The organism is Ruegeria sp. AM2 (genome assembly GCF_056540685.1).
Map to the genome: position 1 here is coordinate 245630 of NZ_JBQFXE010000002.1, position 21510 is coordinate 267139.

General features: G+C 55.4%; 23 protein-coding genes, 2 tRNA genes and 1 pseudogene. 8 read left to right on the top strand and 18 right to left on the bottom strand.

Features of this window, described 5'->3' with window-relative positions:
• Positions 1-73: 73 nt before the first annotated feature.
• Entirely contained in the window at positions 74-1168 is a 1095-nt protein-coding gene (locus ACR0CR_RS06775; RefSeq protein ID WP_480597810.1) for a FliM/FliN family flagellar motor C-terminal domain-containing protein, read from the top strand.
• 4 nt (positions 1169-1172) lie between these two features.
• Here ACR0CR_RS06775 and ACR0CR_RS06780 read toward each other — a convergent pair whose 3' ends face one another.
• From ACR0CR_RS06780 to ACR0CR_RS06795, 4 genes are read right to left on the bottom strand one after another with little or no spacing between them, the layout of a single operon-like run.
• Positions 1173-1604, bottom strand: coding sequence for a protein tyrosine phosphatase family protein (locus ACR0CR_RS06780; protein WP_480597811.1), 432 nt, complete (start codon positions 1602-1604; stop codon positions 1173-1175).
• A 9-nt stretch (positions 1605-1613) separates the two neighbouring features.
• Positions 1614-2045, bottom strand: a complete 432-nt coding sequence (locus tag ACR0CR_RS06785; RefSeq protein ID WP_480597812.1) for a DUF6691 family protein — start codon at positions 2043-2045, stop codon at positions 1614-1616.
• Positions 2045-2473, bottom strand: coding sequence for a YeeE/YedE family protein (locus ACR0CR_RS06790; RefSeq protein ID WP_480597813.1), 429 nt, complete (start codon positions 2471-2473; stop codon positions 2045-2047). The genes ACR0CR_RS06785 and ACR0CR_RS06790 overlap by 1 nt, the downstream gene beginning before the upstream one ends.
• Positions 2474-2492: 19 nt before the next feature.
• The gene (locus ACR0CR_RS06795) at positions 2493-3356 is read right to left on the bottom strand and encodes an MBL fold metallo-hydrolase (protein ID WP_480597815.1); all 864 of its coding nucleotides are present in this window, start codon (positions 3354-3356) and stop codon (positions 2493-2495) included.
• A 242-nt stretch (positions 3357-3598) separates the two neighbouring features.
• Between ACR0CR_RS06795 and ACR0CR_RS06800 the strand changes: the two genes are divergently transcribed.
• The gene (locus ACR0CR_RS06800; protein WP_480597816.1) at positions 3599-3814 is read left to right on the top strand and encodes a hypothetical protein; all 216 of its coding nucleotides are present in this window, start codon (positions 3599-3601) and stop codon (positions 3812-3814) included.
• An 8-nt stretch (positions 3815-3822) separates the two neighbouring features.
• On the opposite strand, the gene ACR0CR_RS06805 is transcribed toward ACR0CR_RS06800, so the two are convergent.
• Entirely contained in the window at positions 3823-4041 is a 219-nt protein-coding gene (locus ACR0CR_RS06805; protein ID WP_170655355.1) for a hypothetical protein, read from the bottom strand.
• 166 nt (positions 4042-4207) lie between these two features.
• Between ACR0CR_RS06805 and ACR0CR_RS06810 the strand changes: the two genes are divergently transcribed.
• Positions 4208-4477: a DUF2312 domain-containing protein gene (locus ACR0CR_RS06810; protein ID WP_170655357.1), complete on the top strand. Its 270-nt coding sequence runs from the start codon at positions 4208-4210 to the stop codon at positions 4475-4477.
• Between the two features lie 111 nt (positions 4478-4588).
• Here the strand turns inward: ACR0CR_RS06810 and ACR0CR_RS06815 are convergent, their stop codons facing one another.
• The 5 genes from ACR0CR_RS06815 to ACR0CR_RS06835 all read right to left on the bottom strand — a co-directional run bounded on the left by ACR0CR_RS06815 (position 4589) and on the right by ACR0CR_RS06835 (position 9920).
• Entirely contained in the window at positions 4589-5902 is a 1314-nt protein-coding gene (locus tag ACR0CR_RS06815) for a TRAP transporter large permease (protein ID WP_480597817.1), read from the bottom strand.
• Between the two features lie 4 nt (positions 5903-5906).
• Complete coding sequence (locus ACR0CR_RS06820; protein WP_480597818.1) at positions 5907-6440, bottom strand: TRAP transporter small permease; 534 nt, start codon at positions 6438-6440, stop codon at positions 5907-5909.
• A 68-nt stretch (positions 6441-6508) separates the two neighbouring features.
• Complete coding sequence (locus ACR0CR_RS06825; RefSeq protein ID WP_480597819.1) at positions 6509-7486, bottom strand: TRAP transporter substrate-binding protein; 978 nt, start codon at positions 7484-7486, stop codon at positions 6509-6511.
• Between the two features lie 53 nt (positions 7487-7539).
• The gene (locus ACR0CR_RS06830; RefSeq protein ID WP_480597820.1) at positions 7540-8790 is read right to left on the bottom strand and encodes an NAD(P)/FAD-dependent oxidoreductase; all 1251 of its coding nucleotides are present in this window, start codon (positions 8788-8790) and stop codon (positions 7540-7542) included.
• Positions 8787-9920 (bottom strand): enolase C-terminal domain-like protein, encoded by a 1134-nt coding sequence (locus tag ACR0CR_RS06835; protein WP_480597822.1) that lies wholly within the window; start codon positions 9918-9920, stop codon positions 8787-8789. The genes ACR0CR_RS06830 and ACR0CR_RS06835 overlap by 4 nt, the downstream gene beginning before the upstream one ends.
• Before the next feature lie 97 nt (positions 9921-10017).
• Here ACR0CR_RS06835 and ACR0CR_RS06840 point away from each other — a divergent pair, with 97 nt between their 5' ends.
• A complete protein-coding gene (locus tag ACR0CR_RS06840) occupies positions 10018-10938 on the top strand; it encodes a LysR family transcriptional regulator (RefSeq protein ID WP_480597823.1) in 921 nt (306 codons plus the stop codon).
• On the opposite strand, the gene ACR0CR_RS06845 is transcribed toward ACR0CR_RS06840, so the two are convergent.
• Complete coding sequence (locus ACR0CR_RS06845; protein ID WP_480597824.1) at positions 10899-12593, bottom strand: thiamine pyrophosphate-binding protein; 1695 nt, start codon at positions 12591-12593, stop codon at positions 10899-10901. The two genes, ACR0CR_RS06840 and ACR0CR_RS06845, sit on opposite strands and share 40 nt — an antisense overlap.
• A 112-nt stretch (positions 12594-12705) precedes the next feature.
• Between ACR0CR_RS06845 and ACR0CR_RS06850 the strand changes: the two genes are divergently transcribed.
• Together ACR0CR_RS06850 and ACR0CR_RS06855 are read left to right on the top strand one after the other, a co-directional pair.
• Complete coding sequence (locus ACR0CR_RS06850; protein WP_480597825.1) at positions 12706-13410, top strand: GntR family transcriptional regulator; 705 nt, start codon at positions 12706-12708, stop codon at positions 13408-13410.
• Positions 13407-14132: an aspartate/glutamate racemase family protein gene (locus tag ACR0CR_RS06855; protein ID WP_480597826.1), complete on the top strand. Its 726-nt coding sequence runs from the start codon at positions 13407-13409 to the stop codon at positions 14130-14132. Before ACR0CR_RS06850 ends, ACR0CR_RS06855 begins: the two co-directional genes overlap by 4 nt.
• Positions 14133-14144: 12 nt before the next feature.
• Here the strand turns inward: ACR0CR_RS06855 and ACR0CR_RS06860 are convergent.
• Together ACR0CR_RS06860 and ACR0CR_RS06865 are read right to left on the bottom strand one after the other, a co-directional pair.
• A tRNA-Leu gene (locus ACR0CR_RS06860) sits at positions 14145-14230 on the bottom strand.
• A 234-nt stretch (positions 14231-14464) separates the two neighbouring features.
• Positions 14465-15406: a hypothetical protein gene (locus tag ACR0CR_RS06865; RefSeq protein ID WP_480597828.1), complete on the bottom strand. Its 942-nt coding sequence runs from the start codon at positions 15404-15406 to the stop codon at positions 14465-14467.
• Positions 15407-15521: 115 nt separating this feature from the next.
• Between ACR0CR_RS06865 and ACR0CR_RS06870 the strand changes: the two genes are divergently transcribed.
• Together ACR0CR_RS06870 and ACR0CR_RS06875 are read left to right on the top strand one after the other, a co-directional pair.
• A tRNA-Thr gene (locus ACR0CR_RS06870) sits at positions 15522-15597 on the top strand.
• Positions 15598-15656: 59 nt separating this feature from the next.
• Positions 15657-15767 (top strand): annotated as a pseudogene (locus ACR0CR_RS06875) (hypothetical protein); the annotation flags it as partial.
• Positions 15768-15805: 38 nt separating this feature from the next.
• Here the strand turns inward: ACR0CR_RS06875 and ACR0CR_RS06880 are convergent.
• From ACR0CR_RS06880 to ACR0CR_RS06900, 5 genes are all read right to left on the bottom strand, one after another.
• Complete coding sequence (locus ACR0CR_RS06880; protein ID WP_480597829.1) at positions 15806-16327, bottom strand: recombinase family protein; 522 nt, start codon at positions 16325-16327, stop codon at positions 15806-15808.
• Positions 16320-16628, bottom strand: a complete 309-nt coding sequence (locus ACR0CR_RS06885; RefSeq protein ID WP_480597830.1) for a hypothetical protein — start codon at positions 16626-16628, stop codon at positions 16320-16322. The genes ACR0CR_RS06880 and ACR0CR_RS06885 overlap by 8 nt, the downstream gene beginning before the upstream one ends.
• 484 nt (positions 16629-17112) lie before the next feature.
• On the bottom strand, positions 17113-19467 hold the full coding sequence (locus ACR0CR_RS06890) for a P-loop ATPase, Sll1717 family (protein WP_480597831.1): 2355 nt from the start codon (positions 19465-19467) through the stop codon (positions 17113-17115).
• Between the two features lie 307 nt (positions 19468-19774).
• The gene (locus ACR0CR_RS06895) at positions 19775-20272 is read right to left on the bottom strand and encodes a hypothetical protein (RefSeq protein ID WP_480597832.1); all 498 of its coding nucleotides are present in this window, start codon (positions 20270-20272) and stop codon (positions 19775-19777) included.
• Entirely contained in the window at positions 20265-21020 is a 756-nt protein-coding gene (locus ACR0CR_RS06900) for a helix-turn-helix transcriptional regulator (protein WP_480597833.1), read from the bottom strand. Before ACR0CR_RS06900 ends, ACR0CR_RS06895 begins: the two co-directional genes overlap by 8 nt.
• Between the last annotated feature and the right edge of the window lie 490 nt (positions 21021-21510).

Sequence of the window (21510 nt, forward strand, 5' to 3'; positions counted from 1 at the left end):
GTCATAAAGACATTCGTAACCGTCTTTGGTTTACATCTGAGGCATCAAAAACAGCAGATGACGGTTCGGGGCGATGTCAGAACGGAATAATGCGGCTTTGGGACGAAAAATTTCCGCCTCGCAAGATGTCGAAGGCGGCGATGCCCGCGCAATTCTCAGGGCGTTGCGGCTAAGCCTTGCGCGGGCTGCTGGGGATAACATCGGGCTGCCGCTTTCGGTGATCGGCGTTCGTCAAAAGACGTGTGCGCAGGACAAGCTGAAGGATTTCATCGAAGAAAACTGGCTGTTGTTGATGTTCGCCGGTGACGAGCACGCGACCGCCGTTTGTCTGGACCAGGGTTTTGTCTCTGCGATTGTACAGCAGCAAACGATTTGCCTGGTGTTGGGCGACGAACCCGAACTGCGGGCTCAGACGGACACTGACGCGGCAATGGTGGTGCCGCTCGTCGAAAATATGCTGAAGCGGGCAAGTGTTTTGGTCGACTCACCGGCAGACAAGGCTGCTTTAGCGGGGTTAGAATTCACGACGCGTGCGCCGGATCGGCGCACTTTGGTGTTGGGAATGACCGACGATTCATATCGCATCTGCGAGCTGACGATTGATCTGGCGGGTGGCGCGCGTCAGGGTCGCGCCCTTATCCTGCTGCCCGCGCGTACTGGGGATGCGGAGGAAGACGCTGGGGCCTTAGAAGATTGTCCACGCCTTGATCAAGCTTCGGGAGTCATGCGGGCCGAACTGAACGCCGTCATCGGTCGCGTGTCTTTGCCGTTGACCACACTGACTGACCTGAGCGCCGGGGACATCCTGCCGCTAACCGATGCGCGGCTGGATGGTGTCGCGCTTATGTCAATTGAGCGCAAACGAACGGCTTTTGGGCGTCTGGGACAATGCCGCGGCATGCGCGCCATTCGGATAAACGAGTCGAAACCTCCGGCAACACAGCTGGATACGGATGAGGATCGTTTTCTAGCCAGCAAATCGCCTGAGACAGACGGGTCAGCCGACACACTCCAGAATGCTGACGGGTCAGTGCTCGCCAATGACTTGGAAAAGGATCAGTTGCCTGCGGGCATCACGACCGTGGACAGCCTTGCCTTGTCCGAACCCGACCAGATGCTGGCCGAGATCACCCAACTTGCCGGGCTTGACAATCCAGACAGAGCTTAGCGCCTTAGTCGCGATCCGTCTGCATCTGCTCTAACGCTGGACGAAGGTTGTCCAGCGCGTATCCAGCGCGGCCGGTTGCATCGAGGATTTCGTCTGCACTCATGCGATCGCATTGCCCCAGCGCCCAAACAACTGAACACCGCGTGCCAGACGCGCAATAGGCCAGAACCGGTCCGCCGCACTTTTCGGCCAGATCCCTCTGCAAGGCGACATTTTCGGGGGTCATGGTTTGGTGCGTCAGTTCCAAAACTTCATATTCCAAACCCGCGTCGCGCACCGCCTGACCGATTGCGTCGGACTGCATATCCGGTGGCACTTCGGTATTTGGCCGGTTGCAAATGACCTTGACGAAACCGGCTTCGACAATGGCTGGCACGTCCTCGACAGAAATCTGCGGCGAGACGGAATAGCGGGGTGTTATCTGGCGAATCTCCATGACAATTGCTTAGGCCGCCGTTGCCATCCTGTCCAGTTGCGCACCCAGTTTCGGCGCGGCGAACATACCCGCAACCATCGCTCCCAAAAACAGCAAACCACCAGTGCCGCCATAGCTGAGCGAGGCCATCGCCGGACCAGGGCAAAGCCCGGCCAGTCCCCAGCCCATGCCAAACAGAACAGACCCAACGATCAGTCGTCGATCCATCTCGACACGAGGGGGTGAGGGGAATTGCCCCCCGACCAGAGGCGCGCGGTTGCGCGTCAATTGCCATGCTACGGCCATTGGCAAAATTGCACCACCCATGACAAAGGCCAATGTCGGGTCCCAGTTCCCGAAAACATCCAGCCACCCTTGCACTTTGGTGGTGTCGGTCATGCCGGATATCAGCAGGCCGGTGCCGAACAACGATCCGGCGATCAGGGCTAAAACTATACGCATCAGATCACCCCCAGAGCTTGGCGGAACAACACCAGTGTCAGGCCACCCGCCAGAATATAGAAAACGGTGGCGACGATGCCGCGGAGGGACAGGCGCGAGATACCGCAGACGCCATGACCGGAGGTGCATCCGTTGGCGACGCGCGTACCGACTCCGACCAGAAGGCCGGCGATGATGACGATGCTAAGATTCCCCGTAAGATGCGTTTCGGCCTGAGGTGCGATGATCGGGCGCAAAAGAAATGGCACGCCGATCAGGCCTGTGACAAAGGCCACACGTTCCCAACGGCCATCCCTGCCGTCACGTGAAACCAGTTCACCCAATATGCCGCTGGCCCCCATGATGCGCCCGTTTCCAAGCAGAAAAACCGCAGCACCCAGTCCGATCAGCAAGCCACCAACCAGACCCATTACCCATTCAATGTTCATTCCCACACCTTCGTTCGGATCAAAGTTTGTTTACCGGGATTTTCATGAACACATCACCGTGTTCATCTGCGGGCGGCATTTGTCCGGCGCGCATATTCACCTGCAGTGACGGAAGGATAAGGCGCGGCATGGCCAGTGTTGCATCGCGCGCGTCGCGCATTTCGACGAATTCTTCGATGCTGCGACCCTGACCGATATGCACGTTCAGCGCCTTTTGCTCGCCCACCGTGGTCTCCCACGCGTATTCGTCCCGACCCGGAGCCTTGTAATCGTGCCCGACAAAAATGCGCGTTTCATCCGGCAGCGACAGGATCTTTTGTATCGAGGCAAAAAGATCAGCCGACGATCCGCCGGGGAAATCGCACCGAGCGGTGCCGAAATCCGGCATGAACAACGTGTCGCCGACAAAGGCGGCATCGCCAATCACATATGTCATGCAAGCGGGCGTATGCCCGGGCGTGTGAAGCACATCTGCGCGCAACTGACCGATGTGAAAGCTGTCGCCTTCCTTGAACAACGCATCGAACTGACTGCCGTCACGCTGGAATTCGGTTCCTTCGTTGAACACTTTGCCGAAAGTGTCCTGAACGATGACGATGTTTTTGCCGATCCCGATCTTGCCACCCAGTTTTTGCTGCAGGTACGGCGCTGCCGACAGGTGATCCGCATGTACATGGCTTTCCAGAATCCACTCAACCCTAAGGTCGTTGGCAGTAACGTAGTCTACAATTTGATCGGCCGACCCAGTGTCGGTGCGCCCTGAGGCGTGGTCGAAATCCAGAACGCTATCGATGATGGCGCAGGCCGCCCCCTGCGGCTCTTGAACGACATAGGAGACGGTAAATGTCTGCTGGTCAAAAAAGGCTTTTACAACGGGCGTCATCTGGTCCTCCGGCAGATTGGATTTCATATAGTGATAGCGGAATGTGATGCAAGTTCCAAATCACGAGTTGATGTCAATCAAGGCATTTTGGACCATTTTCGCATATGAGTTAATCGACTCGCGGTGAAATGAACGTTTTTGACCGAGATCGGCGAAAAACTGCAGAGCGCTGAGCGAGTCTCATGTTGGTCTTAAAGTCGTTACCTATTTCAGACACACTGGCACCGTTTGGGAGGACGCAGATGACTACTCAGGATCTCTATTCAGAAGCCGAACAGCTGGAACAAAAGCTTCAGGGCGCGTGCCTTGATACAAGGTTGGCGTTGCAACCGAGCGTCAGCAAGGTCCTTGACAGGATGCGGGCTCAGGGATTGCAGATCCCGTCAAGGTTGCGGCGACTGGACGCGGCCTTGTGCGAAGATGCCCTGGAAGCACGGTTCGACAACATGCCGGTCTGATCCGTTGGTCATCCAAAGGATATCCCAAGGATGACCAGCATCAAACCAATGACAGACAGAAACAGCGACGCCAGATTCCAGGGCAGGACGCCCTGAACGGCTGCGCGGAGGTCTTCGTCAGACAGCCCGGCTTTGCGGGCTTTCATCACTCGCAGGATGCACCAGACAAGACCGCAGAGGCCAGCCAGCGACAAGGCTGCTCCGCTCCAAACCATTATGTCGAACATGCTACCCCACGCGTTTCAGGCGAACTGGAACAGCGCTTACCGGATCGATTGCGATGGTACAAGCGGGTCCAGCGTAAAGGGAGCTTGCAGTCGGCGCATCGGCGCTGTATCCGGCTGAGTGCCCGGTGACCCGGCATTCATTTTTCAGCCTTTGGGAGAGACGCAAATGCAAGACATGACCGACGATCAGGCCGCATCGAATTATCGCGTAACCGCGGGTGAGTTGCGCCAGTTCATCGAACGGTTCGAGCGTCTTGAGGCTGAAAAGAAAGACATCGCTGAACAGCAAAAAGAGGTCATGGCCGAGGCAAAGGCGCGCGGCTACGACACAAAGGTGATGCGCAAGGTCGTCGCGTTGCGAAAGCGAGACAAGGATGACATCGCCGAAGAGGAAGCGGTCCTTGAGATGTACAAGGAAGCTTTGGGAATGAACTGACACCGATGCTGGCAGGCGCGGGCGGTTTCAACGTTTTTGCCACGTCAGGGTTGAAGCTTCTGTGAATCTCCTGGGCAGTTGCCGACGGCCGTGCTGCCCAGGTTAGATCGCCTAACCTGAAGGGCTCTGCCGCAGGTTGTCGGGCAGCCAGGTCGCAAGCTCCGGGAACCAGATCAGCACAAAGACCATCAGCACCATGATCAGGAACATCGGGATCGCGGCACGGGCGATATAGCTCATCTCGTGGTTGGTCATGCCCTGCATCACGAACAGATTAAAGCCGATGGGCGGCGTGATTTGCGCCATCTCAACAACGACCACGATGAAGATGCCGAACCAGATCAGGTCGATGCCCGCGTCGCGGATCATCGGCTCGACCACAGCCATGGTCAGCACGACCGAGGAAATCCCATCGAGAAAACACCCCAGAATCACATAGAAGACCAGCAGAACCATCAGCAGCTCGAACCGGGTCAACTCCCACCCCGCGATCAGGTCGGCCAACCCACGCGGAAGTCCGGTGAAGCCCATCGACAGGGACAAGAACGCGGCCCCTGCAAGGATCAACGCGATCATGGCGCTGGTCCGGGTCGCGCCCATCAGACTTTCGGTAAAGGTTTTCCAGTTGAGTGAGCCCTGGCCTGCAGCCAGCAGCAGCCCGCCGATGACACCAAAGGCCGCCGCTTCGGTCGCTGTGGCATAGCCCAGATACATCGATCCAATGACAACCATGATCAACAGGATCACGGGCAGCAGAAAGCGCGAATTCTTGATCTTCTCGGAAAAGCTTAGCTTGCCCTCGACGTTCGGATTCCAGTCTTTGCCCAGCTTGGAATAGATCGCGACATAGCCCATGAACATCGCCGCGAGAACCAAGCCAGGAAGGATGCCTGCAAAGAACAGTTTGGTGATGGATTCATTGATCGTGACCCCATAGACGATCAGCGTCAGCGATGGTGGGATCATCAAGCCCAGAGTCGCTGCACCCGTCAGAGTGCCGATGATCATCCGCTCGGGATAATTGCGCTTGCGCAGCTCAGGGATCGACATTTTGCCGACCGTGGTCAGCGTGGCGGCAGACGAACCAGAGACAGCAGCAAACACAGTACAGCCCACGATATTCGTATGTACCAACCCGCCGGGCAGCGGAGCCATCCAAGGCGACAGCCCCTTGAACATGTCCTCAGATAATCGCGTTCGATACAGGATCTCTCCCATCCAGATGAACATGGGCAGCGCGGTCAGGGTCCAGGATGAGGACGCCGACCAGATGGTTGTGATCATCACGTCGCCGACGGGGCGTGTGGTGAACAGCTCCATTCCGACCCAGGCGACACCCATCAGGGCCAGGCCGACCCAGACTCCGGTGCCCAGAAGCGTGAATAGCACAAAGAGGAAGAGGATGATGACGGACAGATTCTCCATGCGCTTACTCTCCGTGGCTCTGGTCGGCCAAATCACGGACGATCCGATGATCGCCCTTGAACAGCACATGAATGAGGTGATCGGTCAGGGCGATGGCAAGGATCACGGCTCCGATCAGCATGGCAGATTGCGGGATCCACAGGGCGGTTTTGTCCTGCCCCTGACTGACATCGTTGAACTTCCAGCTCCAGTAGACAAACCGGTAGGCGTACCAGCAGAAATACCACATAACGGCGGTGCCAATAGCGAAACACCAGATTTCGAGGATACGCCGGACACCATCAGGCACGGCATTCAACAGGATCGAAACGCGGATATGGCTGCCGCGGTTCAGCGCATTGGCAAAGGCCAGGAACGACGCGGCAGCCATTGCATATCCGGCATAGTCGGGCGCGCCGGGAAATACCTCTCCGGTCCAGCGGGCCAGCATCTGCACCACGATCAGCAACAAGATCGCAATCAAGCTGAGTGCCGCCAGCACACCTGCCGCCAAATAAATGAAATCCAGTACGGACCGAAGCCCTCGCAAAACCGCCATACCATCCCCGATTTGTTATGATTGGTTGGGTTGCGGGCGGCGAAAAACCCGCCGCCCGCAATATGCAGTTACTGAGACGAGTTGAACGCGTCGACGATGGCTTTGCCCTCATCCCCGGCAGCTTCCAGCCATTCATTGGTCATGGTGACGCCGATCTCTTTCAACTCACCGACCATCTGATCCGAGGCCGGACCAACGGTCATGCCACCATCCCGCAGGCCCTGCAGCGTAAAGCCGGTGTATTCCTTGGCGCGCCAGTTGCCCGCATATTCAGCCAGTTCGGCGCAGGCCTTGATGACGTTCTTGTTGGCGTCCGACACGCCGGACCAAACATCCGAGTTCACCATCACGTAGTTACGCGGCAGCCAGGCGTCGACCTCATAGAAATAGTTCAGGCTTTCCCAAACCTTGCGGTCGTATCCGGTCGAACCCGAAGACACCATCGAATCCGCAACACCCGTTGCAAAGGCTTGGCTGATTTCAGCCGCTTCGATGGTCACCGGCAGCATCCCTGTCAGCTCGGCCAGACGCGAGGTGGCGTTGTTGTAGGACCGGAACTTGATGCCCTTCATATCGGCGACCGAGTTGACCTCGTCCTTGAAGTAGAGGCCCTGCGGCGGCCATGGCACGGCGTAAAGCAGCGTCAGGTTTTGCTCAGCCAGCAGGTTCTCGATCGAGGGCTTGGCAGCATCCCACAGCTTGGCGCTGTCGTCAAACGATGTCGCAAGGAATGGGATCGAGTCGAAGCCGAAGAGTGCGTTTTCGTTCTGGTGTCCGGATAGCAAGCGCTCGCCAATCGGGGCCTGCCCGGTCTGGATCGCACGCTTGATGTCAGCACCCTTGAACAGGGATCCCGACGGGTGCGTAACGATTTCAATCTCGCCACCTGTGCCAGTGGTCACACACTTGGCGAATTCCGCGCCCGTGGCCGAATGGAAGTTCGACGCCGAATACGCCATCGGCATGTCCCATTTCTCGGCCAGAGCGGGCGCTGCCGAGGCTGCGGTCAAAGCTGTTGCGGCCAGTAGGTTTGTTAGTTTTTTCATCATAGTCTCCCAGTTGAACTTTGAAGTGCTGATGTTCGTCACCAGCCTGTTTTTTATGTTGCGAAACGTGCGGGCGCGTAGACGCTCATATCCGTGTTCGGAGTCCTTCCCGCGATCATCTGCGCCAAAAGACGCCCGGTTTTCGGCCCGCCTGTCAGACCGATGTGATGGTGACCAAAGCCCATATACGCGCCGTCAATGCCGGGAACGTCTCCGATGATCGGGATCGAATCCGCGGGCGCAGGCCTGTGCCCCATCCATTCCACTTCCTCCTTCCACGTCACGCCCGGAAACGCCGCCCGGGCATTCTTGCGCATCAATTCAAATGGCGCGCGCGATGGCGGAGCATCCAGTCCACCGAACTCCACAATCCCCGCCAAGCGTATCCGCCCGTCCATGGGCGTGGCAACAAACTTGCCCGACGCCACCATGACAGGGCTGCGTGGCATGGCAGAAGGACCCACCAATTCAAGATGATAGCCACGTTCGCTTTCCAGAGGAACAGTGATGCCAAGCCGTTTGGCCAATGGACCTGACCAGACCCCCGCAGTCACGATGGCCGTATCGCAGGAGAGGGTCTCACCGCCGGTATGAACGCCCGTAACGCGGCCATTGTCTCGCGTGACATCATCGACCTGGGCGCGGATGATCCGGCCTCCGTTTGCCTCAACATGCGCGGCAAGGTCTTTCACATAACGACCCGGGTCGGTGATATGACCGTGGTCCGCAAGCTTGGCGGCAAAGCCGATATCTTCGCTGAAGACAGGATCGTAATCGTGGAACGCCTTGCCTTCCAGTTCTTCCCACTGAAACCCGTGCTTGCGGCGGATGCCCCAGCCGAAGGCATCCCCTTCGAAATGCGCACGGTCGTTGTAAAGGAACAGATAGTCGGACGGCACGATCCATTTCTCGGCACTCGTCCCAGCCGCCAGGGCTTTGTGATCGTTCAGGCTGTCACCAACGATGGGTGTGAGCGCTGCCGCAATCCGGGCGACGTCATCGGCGTTGGCATGGCTCAGGTAGTGCTTCAGCCACGGGATCAGCTTTGGCAGGTATCCCCATTTCAGGAACAAGGGCTGAGACGGGCTGAGCAGCATCTTGGGGGCTTTGCCCAGCAGCCCCGGAACCGTCACGGGCACGATGGAGCAAGAGGCCAGGACGCCGCCATTGCCATGCGAGGTGCCTTCCCCGGGTCCGGCCTTGTCGATCAGGATCACGTCATGGCCATCGCGCTGCAGCCAAACGGCTGCCGAAACACCAACGATACCGGCACCGATGATCGCTATTGTCTTTTTGTCACTCATGCCGCCACCGCCTTGGCCACAGCATAATGATCCAGCTTCGCCGGATCGGGCCTGCCTCCCAAACCGGGACCGGAGGGCACGACGACTTGGCCATCGTGGATTTGGAATGGCTCTTCCAGGATGTCCTCAGACAGGAAATATGTGGCCTGATAGAACTCGCAACCCAGCGTGATTTCGGGCGTTGCGGCGATCATGTGCGTGCCCGCCAGATGCGCCAGACCGGCCTCGAACATATCTCCGCCGTATGCCGTGAGCCCATGCGCAGCCGCGATCCGAGCGACTGTCTGGCCTCGGGTCAAACCGCCTGACTTCATGATCTTAACCGACACTCCGTCGCAAATCCCCTCACGCGCGGCGCGTTCCATGTCCTCGGGGCCAAAGACGCTCTCATCGGCCAAAAGCGGCACATCAATTGCTTGCCGCAACCTAGCCATCAAACCGAAATGAGGCGCGCGTACCGGCTGTTCGATGAAGTCCGGTTCAAACTGGGCGACATCCCGCACACGCGCCGGAGCCTCTTTGATACCAAGCCCCTGATTGTAGTCCACGCGCACCGCAAAGTCCGGGTAATGCCGTGTGATGTGCTCCAACCGCATGATGTCGAACGCATGATCCTTGAACCCGGTCTTGAGCTTGACGATCCGCACACCATCGTCATGTAGCCGCGCCAAAAGATCAATGTCCTGTGCGAAATCCGGGTTTGCAATCGAACAGCTGAGCGGAATGGAATCCCGATAACGACCGCCAAGCAGGGACCACACCGGCACTTGGCTGACCCGTCCCGTTAGGTCTAGCAAAGCAGTTTCCAGTGCAGCCTTGGCCTCGGTGCAATGGGCAACCGCATAAGCGGCGCGGGCCATGATTGCGGCCCGATCCGCCAGTTTTGCGCCGACCACAAGCGGGCGCAGATAACGGTCCAGGGCGGCATAGCTGGCTTCGGGCGTCCCGGTGAAAACGGACCAGGGAGACGCCTCGCCAAACCCTTCGGACCCGTCCTCTGTCGTCAATCGCAGAACCACAATTTCACACGCGCCCTCGACCGACCCGATCCCATGATCCCGTCGAGACGTAACCGGCAGCTTCAGGTGCCACAGATCAAACCCTGTGATTTTCTGGTCCAGATCGCTCATGTCGTTCCCAATTGACAAAAGCAAGCCTGCCTTGACCAGGATATCATTTCAAATACTATATCTTTGAGAGTTCATCAGAAAAAATGATGCCTAGTCGATGTCCCTAAGGTTCCGCCAACTACAAGCCTTTCACGCCATTATGGAGACCGGAACCGTCACCGGCGCGGCCTCGGTCCTGGGCATCTCGCAACCTGGTATCAGCAACCTGCTGGCACAATTGGAACGCGAGGCACGATTGCCGCTGTTTGAGCGCAACAAAGGGCGCCTGCTGCCCACCCCCGAGGCCGAAATGCTGTATCGCGAGGTCGACACGGTTGTGCGTGGACTTGACCATGTGGCGCAGGCCGTGACGGACCTGCAGAATAAGCATCCCGGCCAGTTGCAGGTCGCCGCTCCACATCTGCTGTCATTTGGGTTTATGCCGCAGGAGATTGCGCGCTTTGCCAAAAGCCGCCCGAACCTTTCGGTGAGTTTTCAATCGCAATATTCGTCGAAGATTCAGGAATGGGTGATCTCGGGCCTGTTTGAGGTCGGCGTCGTCGAGATGCCCATTCTGCACGACACATTAAACTATGAGGTGTTTCAGTTCGAAACGCTGGCAACGTTTCCCGACGACAGCCCGCTGGCCGACCACGACGTCTTAACGCCGGAGATTCTGGAAAACGAACCCTTCATCGTGATGGGTCCCGAGCATCAGACCCATCGCCGGACGCGCGACATTTTCCAAACCGCAGGGCGGACCTGGCGTACGCAAATCCACACGCATCTGTCAGAAAATCTGCTGAGTTTCGTCAAACAGGGCATGGGCGTCGCAATGATCGACCCCTTTACGGTTACCTTTGACGGAGAGAGCGGGTACCAGACCCGCCCGTTCCGTCCTGCCGTGATGCTGGACCTCGCGATCATCACCGCCAAGGGCCGTCCCCTGTCGACGATGGCACAGGAGTTCCTGGCGCAACTAACACCATCGATTGCGTCTTATGCCACCCATTCCGAAACAGGCGCGGCGGCTTCGTGAAGCTGTTGCGAATGAATGTCGACCAACGTCGGACCATCATGTTCGATGGCCTGCTTAAGGACCTTGGGCAATTCATCAGGGTCCTTGACTGTCCATGACTTGACACCGAATGCCGACGCCACCGCCGCGTGGTCAGTGCGATTGAAGTCGACATTATAATACCGCTGACCGAACCCGGACTCCTGTCCGGCCTTGATCCAGCCGAAAACCGAGTTCGAGAACACGATCGAGGTGATCGGCATCTTGTGCCGAACCATGGTTTCGAACTCGCCGCAGGTGAAGCCAAACGACCCGTCGCCCATGACGGCCAGAGTTTTGACGGACGGACGGCCCACATGCGCACCCATCGCCGCGCCCAGAGAGTATCCCAACGCCCCATGTGCCCGATTTGTAATGAAATGCCGCCCCGGTTTGCGCCAACGGTAGTGCGCGCTGAAATAGGGGCAGGGCGTGCCAGGGTCAGCAACCACAATCGCATCGTCGTCGAGGATATCCATCAGTGAGGCCATCACGGCTTCGGGCCGGATCGGGGTCTCTCGGCTTGCAGCAAGCGGCGCGAAAGCCGCCAGCTTGGCCTCCCACGCTACACGTGCCTTCGTGGCGCCGCCGAGGCTGGGCAAGTCTTGTCGCTCTTCAAGCGCCAAGGCCAGCGCGTCCAACGCCAGACGGGCATCAGCGCAGATGGCCACCTCCGTCTGGTAATTCGCCCCGATCACCATGGGGTCGCTGTCGACATGGATGATCGTGGCATCGCGGCCGGGGCTCCTCCAGCGCTCGGTGGTTACAGATCCGGCACGACAACCGATGAACAGGACCACGTCAGCCTGATCGATCACGGCGCGGGTCGCGGGGACACCTCCGTTCGATCCAACAACGCCCAACGCCAAGGGGTCTGTCTCGGCAATCGAGCCTTGTCCCGACACGGTGGTGGCGACAGGCATGTCCAGCAAGCCGGCGACGCGGAGCAATGCGTCCTCGGCCCCGGACAAGACCGGGCCGCCGCCGCACACGGCCACAGCGGATTTTGCTTTGGCCAATATCTCGGCGGCCGCTTCGATGGCTTCCAGATCGGGACCAGCGCGCTCGGCCGGGTAACCGCGATGGCGGGCGTCGGCCCAGATCTCGGCCTCATCCACCTGCGCCTTCTGCGTGTCAAACGGCAGCGCCAGATGCGTCGCACCGGGGGTGCCTGTGGTCATTGCCCGGAATGCTGCACGTACCATCGCAGGCAAGCGTGTCGCGTCGTCAAGCGAGGCGTTCCATTTGGCCAATGGTCGGAACAGCGCCGGTTGGTCCAGCTCGGTCAACGGGTATTTTCCCCGGCTGGTCGTCGCCACATCCGAGGTGATGGCCAAAATCGGAACCGAGCTTTCGTTAGCCTCGACCACGCCCGGCAGGATGTATGTCGCTCCTCCACCCGAAGGCCCTTCGCAGACGCCCGGTTTGCCGGTCACGCGCGCATAGCCATCCGCCATGTAGGCCGCATGCCGTTCATCCCGTGTCAGGATATGCTGAATTCCATGATCCATCCGCGCCATCGCGTCATAGAAGGGAAGGGTGGTATCGCCGCACAGGCCGAACATATGCGTCACACCATGGGCTTGAAGCATGCGCACCATCGCTTCGGCTCCGGTCAGGTAATTCGTCCCCGTCATGGCTTGCGATTCCTTCTGGTTGAGATTGCACACAAGACTGTATACAGTTTTGTATATTGATTTCAACATCCACCTGTGGCACCTGTGAATGGCAATCGGAGGGACGAAACAAATGGCGGGTCCGCGCGTTGATGACATCTATGATCAGGTCAAGGCGATGGCAGTGTCTTTCCGCCTGCGCCCCGGTGATCGCCTCAACGAAGTGGCCTTGTCGAAGGATCTGGGTGTCAGCCGAACCCCATTGCGCGAGGCATTGAACCGGTTGGTGGCTGAACGATTGTTCGATTTCCGCCCCGGTCAGGGCTTCTTTTGCCGCCCGCTGGACGCGCAGAGCGTGTTTGACTTGTTTGAGCTGCGCCAGATCATCGAGGTTGCGGCCGTCCGCGCCACATGTCTCAAAGCATCTGATGACGAATTGCACGCCTTGCGGGATGATCTCTATACGACCGGGATCGACATCACCGGGCTGACCGTCGCCGAAGCTGTCAAGAGGGACGAGGCGTTTCATCTGCATATCGCCAAACTGTCCGGCAACGCCGAACTTTTGCAAACACTGTCCCGGATCAACGAACGCATCCGCTACATCCGCTGGGTGTCCATGACGCCTGATCGTGTTCCGCGTTCGAAGGACGAGCACAAACAGGTCATGCAAGCATTGCTGGAGCGCAACGCAGATCAGGCGGCGCATGTACTGGGCGCCCACATCGCCAAGCGAATTGATCAGGTGCAGGATGCCGTGCGGCGGGGGATTTCGGGCATATACATGGAAGGATCCGAGGTCATTTCGACCCGTATCCTCGACGAGGCCGGGACATGATCGCGCAGGGCGGAAAGTCCATCTATGGTGCTTCTGTCGGCATTTTGATGCTGGACGCCAAATTCCCACGCATCCCCGGCGATATGGGCAATGCAGTCACATGGCCGTTTCCCGTTCATTTCCGCATCGTGCGCGACGCATCCCCGGACCGCGTCGTGCGTCAACGAGCTGAGGGGATGCTGGACGCGTTCATAGACGCCGCGCAAGAGCTGGTGAAAGACGGAGTGGACGGAATAACAACCAATTGCGGTTTCCTGTCGCTGTTCCAAACCGAACTGTCCAAGGCCGTTCCCGTGCCGGTTGTGACGTCCTCTCTGATGCAGGTCGAAATGGTGAACCGCATGTTGCCCGCTGAAAAACGAACAGGTGTGCTGACGATCTCTGCTTCGTCGCTCACTCCGGATCACCTGAGACACGCCAACGTTCCGGAGGGAACTCCTATCGGGTCGACCGAAGGCGGATCGGAATTCACCAGAGCTATTCTTGGCAACGAAAACGACTTGGACGTGGAAAAGGCCCGCGCGGATAACGTCCACGCCGCGCTGGAGTTGAAAAATCGCCACCCCGAGTTGGGCGCGCTGGTCCTGGAATGCACGAACATGTGCCCCTATGCTTCGGACATTCAGAAGGCGACCAACCTTCCCGTCTTCTCGATCGTCTCCCTTGTCACGTGGTTTCAATCAGGGCTGAAGCCGAAAGACTACCGAGGCTTTGATCTTTGATTATCAAGGAAATGGTGCGGGCGGTGGGACTCGAACCCACACGGCACTAAGGCCTTCGGATTTTAAGTCCGATATGTCTACCATTCCATCACGCCCGCTTCGCTCTAGGCCCTTTGTCTCGCTAGGGTCTCGACGATGTGCAAACACTTACAGCCAACCAAAACAATTGAAAAGATGCAGGATAATCTCAATCGCCTATTCGTGGGAGAAAGACGTTCCAAGACCCGTCCGATAGCGGTTCGCACACCCCGTGAACCCGGTTTCGAGAATAAACAAGAACCTGCGGTTTTCGGTTGGAAAGCCTGGCGGATGAGTGCGCTGAATTTCGACCATCAACGGGTCAGGAAACGGATGTCCGGCATAGACTGAAGACGCGCAAGATCCTGTTCATACAATTCAGTAAACGAAGCCACGATGTCCTCGTTCCAGCCGGGCAGGTCCAGATCCTCTTCTATCGCGTCCGGCTGGGCGTGCTCCTTCAGCACATCAGCCAGGGCTTCTCGTCGTTCTGGGCTGCTTCGCGCTTCTTTTCGCCGCAGAACTTCTTGTATTTCTCGTTTGCCCGCGTCCGAAACCAGAGACGACAAGAAGCCCATCTCTCGGTTCAAAGGCGTATCTTCTGGCAAATCGGCGACGGCGCATAAGATGTCTCCCCAAATCAAAGGAGACTCCTCATTGCTCCACAGAGTGATTTTCGCATCCGGAGCAAGATCCCGAATATCCTCAATCATCGTCAACCAACTCAGGCAACTCAGATCAGTTGTTTTCAGGGTTTTCTGGCGCTGTTCATCAGTCATTTCGATCAGAGCCTTTGGTATGAATCCGGCAGGATTGCACAGCCCGACAAACAACTCGATCGGAGCGTCGGGAAAGCACTGGGCTATGCGGCGCATCCTTTGACCCGCATCAGGGTAGAACTGGCCATCCTGAATGCAGGTTTCGTGTTCCCCAAGAAACTGGGCGCAGGTCAAAATCGCACGTTCTACCGGTACGTCTTGCGGAAATAATTTTTGGAGCGCGGCCGGCACATCCGGGTTTGAGGCAATGGGTTCGGCAGTCTGCAAAACGTCCCGGAACACCCGTCTGTACGCTCTTGCCCCTAGAAAGTAACGGTCAAATCCTGCCAGGATATTTGCGTTCGCCCGCATGAACTTGATGAATCGGCCGTCATCAGTGAACATCGCACCAGCGTGAATGGCCAACCGCATACGAAGAACGTCCTTGATTTCTAACGTGTTGCCCTTTGGGTTACATGTTGCGTCCAGCTCAGTCAAATACCAGCCGGCCGTTCCAGCGTAGTGTGATTGAGGCGTAAATTAATAAATTGGCTCGAACAAACTCAAGTTCGGGCTTGCAGTCTCTGATAACACCGATTAATCGACACCCAGCGCCCCTATAGCTCAGCTGGTAGAGCAACTGATTTGTAATCAGTAGGTCCGCGGTTCGAGTCCGTGTGGGGGCACCAGACTCATTGTTTTCAAAGGGTTTTTCCGGTTCTTGTAACTGGAAGTGGAGCCTTTTGTTATGGATGTACGGTTACCCAAAGGCCTCTTTAAGCGCGGCAAAGGTGACGCTGTAAGAGTCGCTGTACCGATCGATTACCAACCGATTCTTGGTAAGAAAGAGATTGTCAGGGGTCTAGGCACTCAGGACTTGGCTGAAGCTTTGGTGCTTCAACAAGAAGTCATAGCTGCAATCTTGTCGTCTATGAGCGAGGGTAAAACCGCCCCGACTGTTCGCGCAACGAACAAGACCCGATCTGCGAGAGAAGGTACAACCATTAGCGAAACGGCACATCGATGGTTGGCAGAGTCCGATGGTATAAAGAACGCAACCAAAGCTAGATACAGGCAGCACCTTGAGGCGCTTGCGGTCATGATTTTGTTCCGCAACTCTGTATGGGCACCGACATCACGCGCAAAACGCGAAATGTCATCGACGATTACCATATATTCACGTGCGTCAACACGGTTGAGAAAATCGAGCAGGAGATTCATACCGGGCCGGTTCGAACTGGCACCTGAGATCACGTCGGTAAAGACGTCCTCAACCATCATGCCGCATTGCTGCGCGTAATCCCTGCAGCTCCGCTCCTGACTGGACAGGCCCGCGCCATCCATCGTTTGCTTGATTGATGAGACGCGGCAATAGATGACACACTTGGTCCGCTTCTGTTTCTGCTGCTTGTCAAACATTTGCGGTCCCTCCGATGCTGTACGAAACATTGCTGCAGCGAGACTTATGCGTAGGTAGGCTGATGATCTCCGCGCCGCCTGTCTGTACGGGATGAATACCGTAGCCAAGGTCAACAAAGGCGACGATCACAGTCCAAAGCGCCTTCAAAAATTCCGCCTTTTGCTCGTCGGAAACACCGCTGCTGTCGAGGAAGCTTTGATAACGGTCAACGTCAACCTCCAGTCGCTCCCGGTTCAGGTGGTGACGGTTTCTTGCTTCGACAAAATCGATGATTTTGTCATGGTTCAATTCGTGATTCATGTTCGAACTCTCCTTGTTTTTCAGTTTCACCCAGTTCCAAAAAATGGATAAGTAACAACAAGTTACAGGTGGAGAGCGCCGCTTGGGAAGGTAAGAGTAAATGACACACGCCGCTGCAGCGCGGGGCCAAATGGTCAAAATCTTTTGTCACATTCGTTGCGGCAACGGCCTTGGCTCGTTGGTGCTAAATCTGAGCCTTGTGGAATTTGTCACATCCACGAAAGCAGCAGCTTTGTATTTGGATTGCAGTCAGTCTCCGAATGTCACGCAAAGTGACACGAATCAATTGGCGAGCGTGACGTTTTGACTGCAGTGAGAAGGGGCTCCATTGCATCTTGGGTACTGTTGCCGCAAACCAGATGCGCCGATTCAGCAGTTAACCCAATTTCCATCTATCTGGAGCATAGCTGATTAGGGCTGAGCAAGTTTTGCTTAGACAAAATCAAAGGTCAGTTAGTCGGAGAGTACTATGTGAAGTCAAAGCTCAAATTGGAAGGGCGGCTTGTTGGTCAAACATTTGATCCTTGATTTCGAGAGCCGGAGCGAAAGCCGGATTCAACACGAAACGAGCATCATCACCCAGGCGCCTTAGTCGGATAAGAATCTGTTTCAGATCGTACCCCACATCAAAAATGTACTGGTCCTTCTCTTCCAGAGAGAGGCCCAGTACCCCGTGATATAGAAGGAAGTCTCGAATGGCTTCGAACTTGTCCTCTGGAATGCCAGCTTCGAGTACAATTGAAAGCAGTTGGTCTTTGTCTAGTTTAGAGTTGCTATCCAAGAAGTAGTACAGCAACTCTTTGGCCTCAGGAAATACGTCGCTAAGTTCACGATCTAGTTCCACGAGCAAGTCCTGCGAGTATGCCTTGAGACCTTTGAAATAGTCTTCTTGGTCGATCTTTTCTTTACGAAAGTTGACGGCAAACGCCCGTGCGTGACTGAGCAACTTCAGTACATTGCGAGGTCGCATTAACGACCGATCTATCAAGAAACTGGACGACTCTTCTCCGAAGACGTGAGAAATGGAAATCGCGGCCCAAATGTCCGCAAAACTCGCATTTTCAAAATCGTCATCTAGGTTAGAAACAAGCCGAAGCCTTAGCAGCTCTCGAAGAAGATCGAGGTCATTCCAGTCCAATGTGGCCCGCATTTCTTTGCCGTAGTCGGGTGAATTGGCCATCAAGTGCTGATATACGTCGTTCCGAACGAAGACTATGCACCGGAATACATGTCCGCGCTTTTGCATATCTCTCTCGACTTTACGACCAGCGTCAATCAGACAGCGAAGTGTGACCGCGTCGATCGTATCTACACCTATGGTAGACCAACTCTTGTCGAGGTTGTCGAAAAGAACCAGAACGTTCTCTTTATGGTCCAAGTACTCTGAAACTGATTCTTTCAGCGCTTTCAAATTATGGCTGTATAGTATTTCGGTCAGAATCTCCGCCGTGATTTTCCCACCATTATCGTTGCTTACTTTTGAAGAATAGTTCTCAGCAAGGTGCTGCGACAATTGCATTACGCGTTCGGAAAAATCGCCTTCTGAGACGCCTTTGCTACCCTTGTAGATTTCTTCAAGCTCTTCGTATTCATCTCTGATTTGATGATTGAATCTGTACGAATGCTGATCTTTTTCGAGAAGCTTGTAGGTCACTTCGAGTAGGATCAAATACTCCCAGAATGCAGTGATCAAGTGTTGTCGCGACCCATCGGCGAGGTGCTCGAGTATCTCGTCTTTTAGTTTTAAAAGTTGGTAACTTTCTGGTTTTAGATCCACCACAATATTGCGTTTATCGGCCCGCGTGGTGTCCCGTAGCCTGATAAATAGAGCCGTTTTTCCAGAGCCTTTTCGACCTACGACTAGGTTCACCTCTCCTCGAGACGCTCTTAGGTACTGGTCAGTTTGAAGATAATAATTCTCGAGGGTAGTCATTTCGTTCTCTGCAGTGGGGTCGCCCACAGAGACTCTTCCGAGCAAGTTGGGTGCTGTGATTGGGGGTGGTGAAGACTCTTGCTGCTTCGCGTTTATTTCTGGGCAGAACTCAGCGACGATGTCTGCGATGTCGGTTTTGTCTCTATAGGTTTTTACTTGATCTCTGATATCCAGAGGGATTTCAGTCATGTAAGGCGCAACCAGCAGCAGAGGTTTGTTCATTCCATCCGCTAAACCTGCGATGAACAAGGCTCTAATCATCTGTTCGATATTGCGGTCGTCTAAAAGCGCTACGACACCTGCAGACTGGGCTACTTGAGAAATGGCATCTGTAGCCGATAGTCGAATGTCTTCGGTCGATGAGAATGATCTAAAGCGATATCTCGCTTTTTTTACTCTGCTTATCAGGTAGGAAGAGGCCTCCGATCCACCATTGTTCGGCAGGACATACACTGGTGCCTTGTGGTTCACCGTGGCCTCAAAGGGCAAAGGGTCCTCAGAAACGTAACTGGTAAGCTTGTTACGCAGGTCGTCATCAGAACCGTAAGATTTATAGCCGATTGTGTCGAAGATACCCACTGCCTTAGCGATCTCCCGATCACCTTCGATCTGGTTGCTTCTTATGAGAAGAACTTTCTTCTTTCGTCCAATCGAAAAACCCACCTCATAGACAACATTGAGGTTGAGGTAGGTAATGTCCGCAACGACGAACGGTGATGCGTCGATCCCTTCGATTATTGGGGAAATCAAATTCTTACCTGAGATATCGTTGAATTCCCAAGGCTCAAATCGGGTGGGGCAGCCGTCTGCTGCGTTGGCCTTCCTCACTCCTGTCAGAATTGTATCTGACAAATCACCATCGCGAGACGTGTACGCGACAAAGGCCGAAGGTTTTTCCGTGGACATGTTAGCTGCTCAAATCTTTTCTACCACTTCAGGTAGAATGACAAAATCGTTCCAAGGCAGCAAGCGGTACCGACATTTTTTGTTGTAGTAATTGAACTTACATGTTGCCTGCATCTTATGTGGTGGCAACCTAAATGGCGGCACAGCAACTTACGCCGTCGTTTAGGTTGGGCATGCTACAAACCTAGATGCCGAACTTAGAACGCCCCCTTGAGCGCCATCTCCCATTGCGCCAGAGAATGGAATAAGCGGTTCGAGGTTTCTCCCTTTAGGGGCACCATTCGATCCATTCAACAACGGCTTTGTGTCAAACCGGAAACTCAAGGTGTTTGATCAACTGCCAGATGTCCCGGTTCGCTGCTGAAAGCTTGGCGACGACGTCCTCGATTTCTTTCATGGCGCTGTCGTCCACCGTATCTTCGCGGCCCAGCTTTATGTCGGTTTTTCGATCCGCGATCCGCATCAGGATGGTTTTCGGATTACCGCTTTCCTGATCAAATGAATAAATGCAGTGATTGAATTTGTTCCGCACAGCCGAGAGCCGGGAGAGACGCTGCGTATGCTCCAATATCGGATCGCGTATGTTTGCCGGGCGGCCTTCCATCTTGGCCAGACGTTCGACCAGATCAATCCTCGCTCTGGTCGTGTTCAGTGTCAGAAATATGATAACCGCCACATCTTTGTTGGCACCAGTTAGCCCGGCAATCAGATGTATCAGCAGGCTTTCGGTATTGGTCCACATGTAATTCAGGCGGCCAACCAGAAGGATCAGCCTGTCAAACCGTGCTTCGAAAAGGTCACTCAACGGGAATTGCCCCGTGTGACCCGCTTGGGGCGACTTCGAAAAAGAAATGCGCCGCTGCCGTCCTGTTGCTAACCCCGATCTTTCCCGAAACATTGTGCATGTGCAGCTTCACGGTGTGCTCGGTGATGCCCAAGGTGGACGCAATGACCTTGTTGCTTTTGCCTTTCGAAACCAGTTCCAGAACCTGTTTTTCCCGCCGCGTGAGTTTGGAATAAAGCGGCAGCTTTTCGGAGGCCCGGACTTTGGCAACGGGTTTTTCAGAACCCTGAGGGGCAGGGCTGGCATGGTTGGCGGGCACGCTGTCGGCAAGGAAACAGGGCAGAAACAACTCTTCATGCATCAACAGACGCAGGATCGCGCGCCAGACGTCGGGTGAAACGTTCATCGGCAGATAACCAATATCTCCGAATTCTGCGCGGTCCCAGTGCTCGAACAAATACCGGGCGGCATTCTCTTTGCGAAACGCAAACGCCAGACAGCCAGCGCTTGCCGCGCTGAGGTATTCAGCTGGGCGCGAGAGCAGATCATCAACCAAAATCTGGTCGACAACCACGACCCGCCCGCCGGAGCCGGGCGCTGGATCAAGAGATTCCAAGACGTCGTGACGAAAGGCCGACACTCCGAATTCGGTTTGCACACTTCTAAGAGTTTGATTGGAGAAAAACAGCTCTTTCCCGATGAAATTAATTGAAAGCTCTTCGGTGTTATTCGAATCGTGACGGGCATCACCATTCAATGAAATATTCATTGACTTTACCCCCTCCCAAATATCACTGCCGTCAATTGGTTCTAAAAATGGTGCGGATTTGACGGTGTTAAACAGTAACTGATCAACTTAATTAGTGACCGGACTATAACGGAAAGTATGAAGTTCGGCAATAGAATGTACCGTGCCATTATCTGATGTAGAACTTTTGTATTAGACGCCGGTTATTGGCGCCCGGATAACCTTATGAAAAAATAGGTGTTTTTGGAGTATCAGGTGGAAGTAATGCTTTTAGGTATAGTGATTAGCTGGCATCGATCAAATGGAAAAATATATACTTAAAAACAGTTAGTTAAGTCGACTACTTCTTTCTTACAGCTAGCCAGAACCCGTACCCGCTGCAACGATGGTCGGACTTCAATTGGTGAAGTTCTGGGAACCTGCGTGACCAAACTCCGAGTATTGCTTCGGTAAAATTACGGTCACGGGATCGGCTAAGCCGAGAAAGGGGGGGGAAAGGTCACACGTTAAC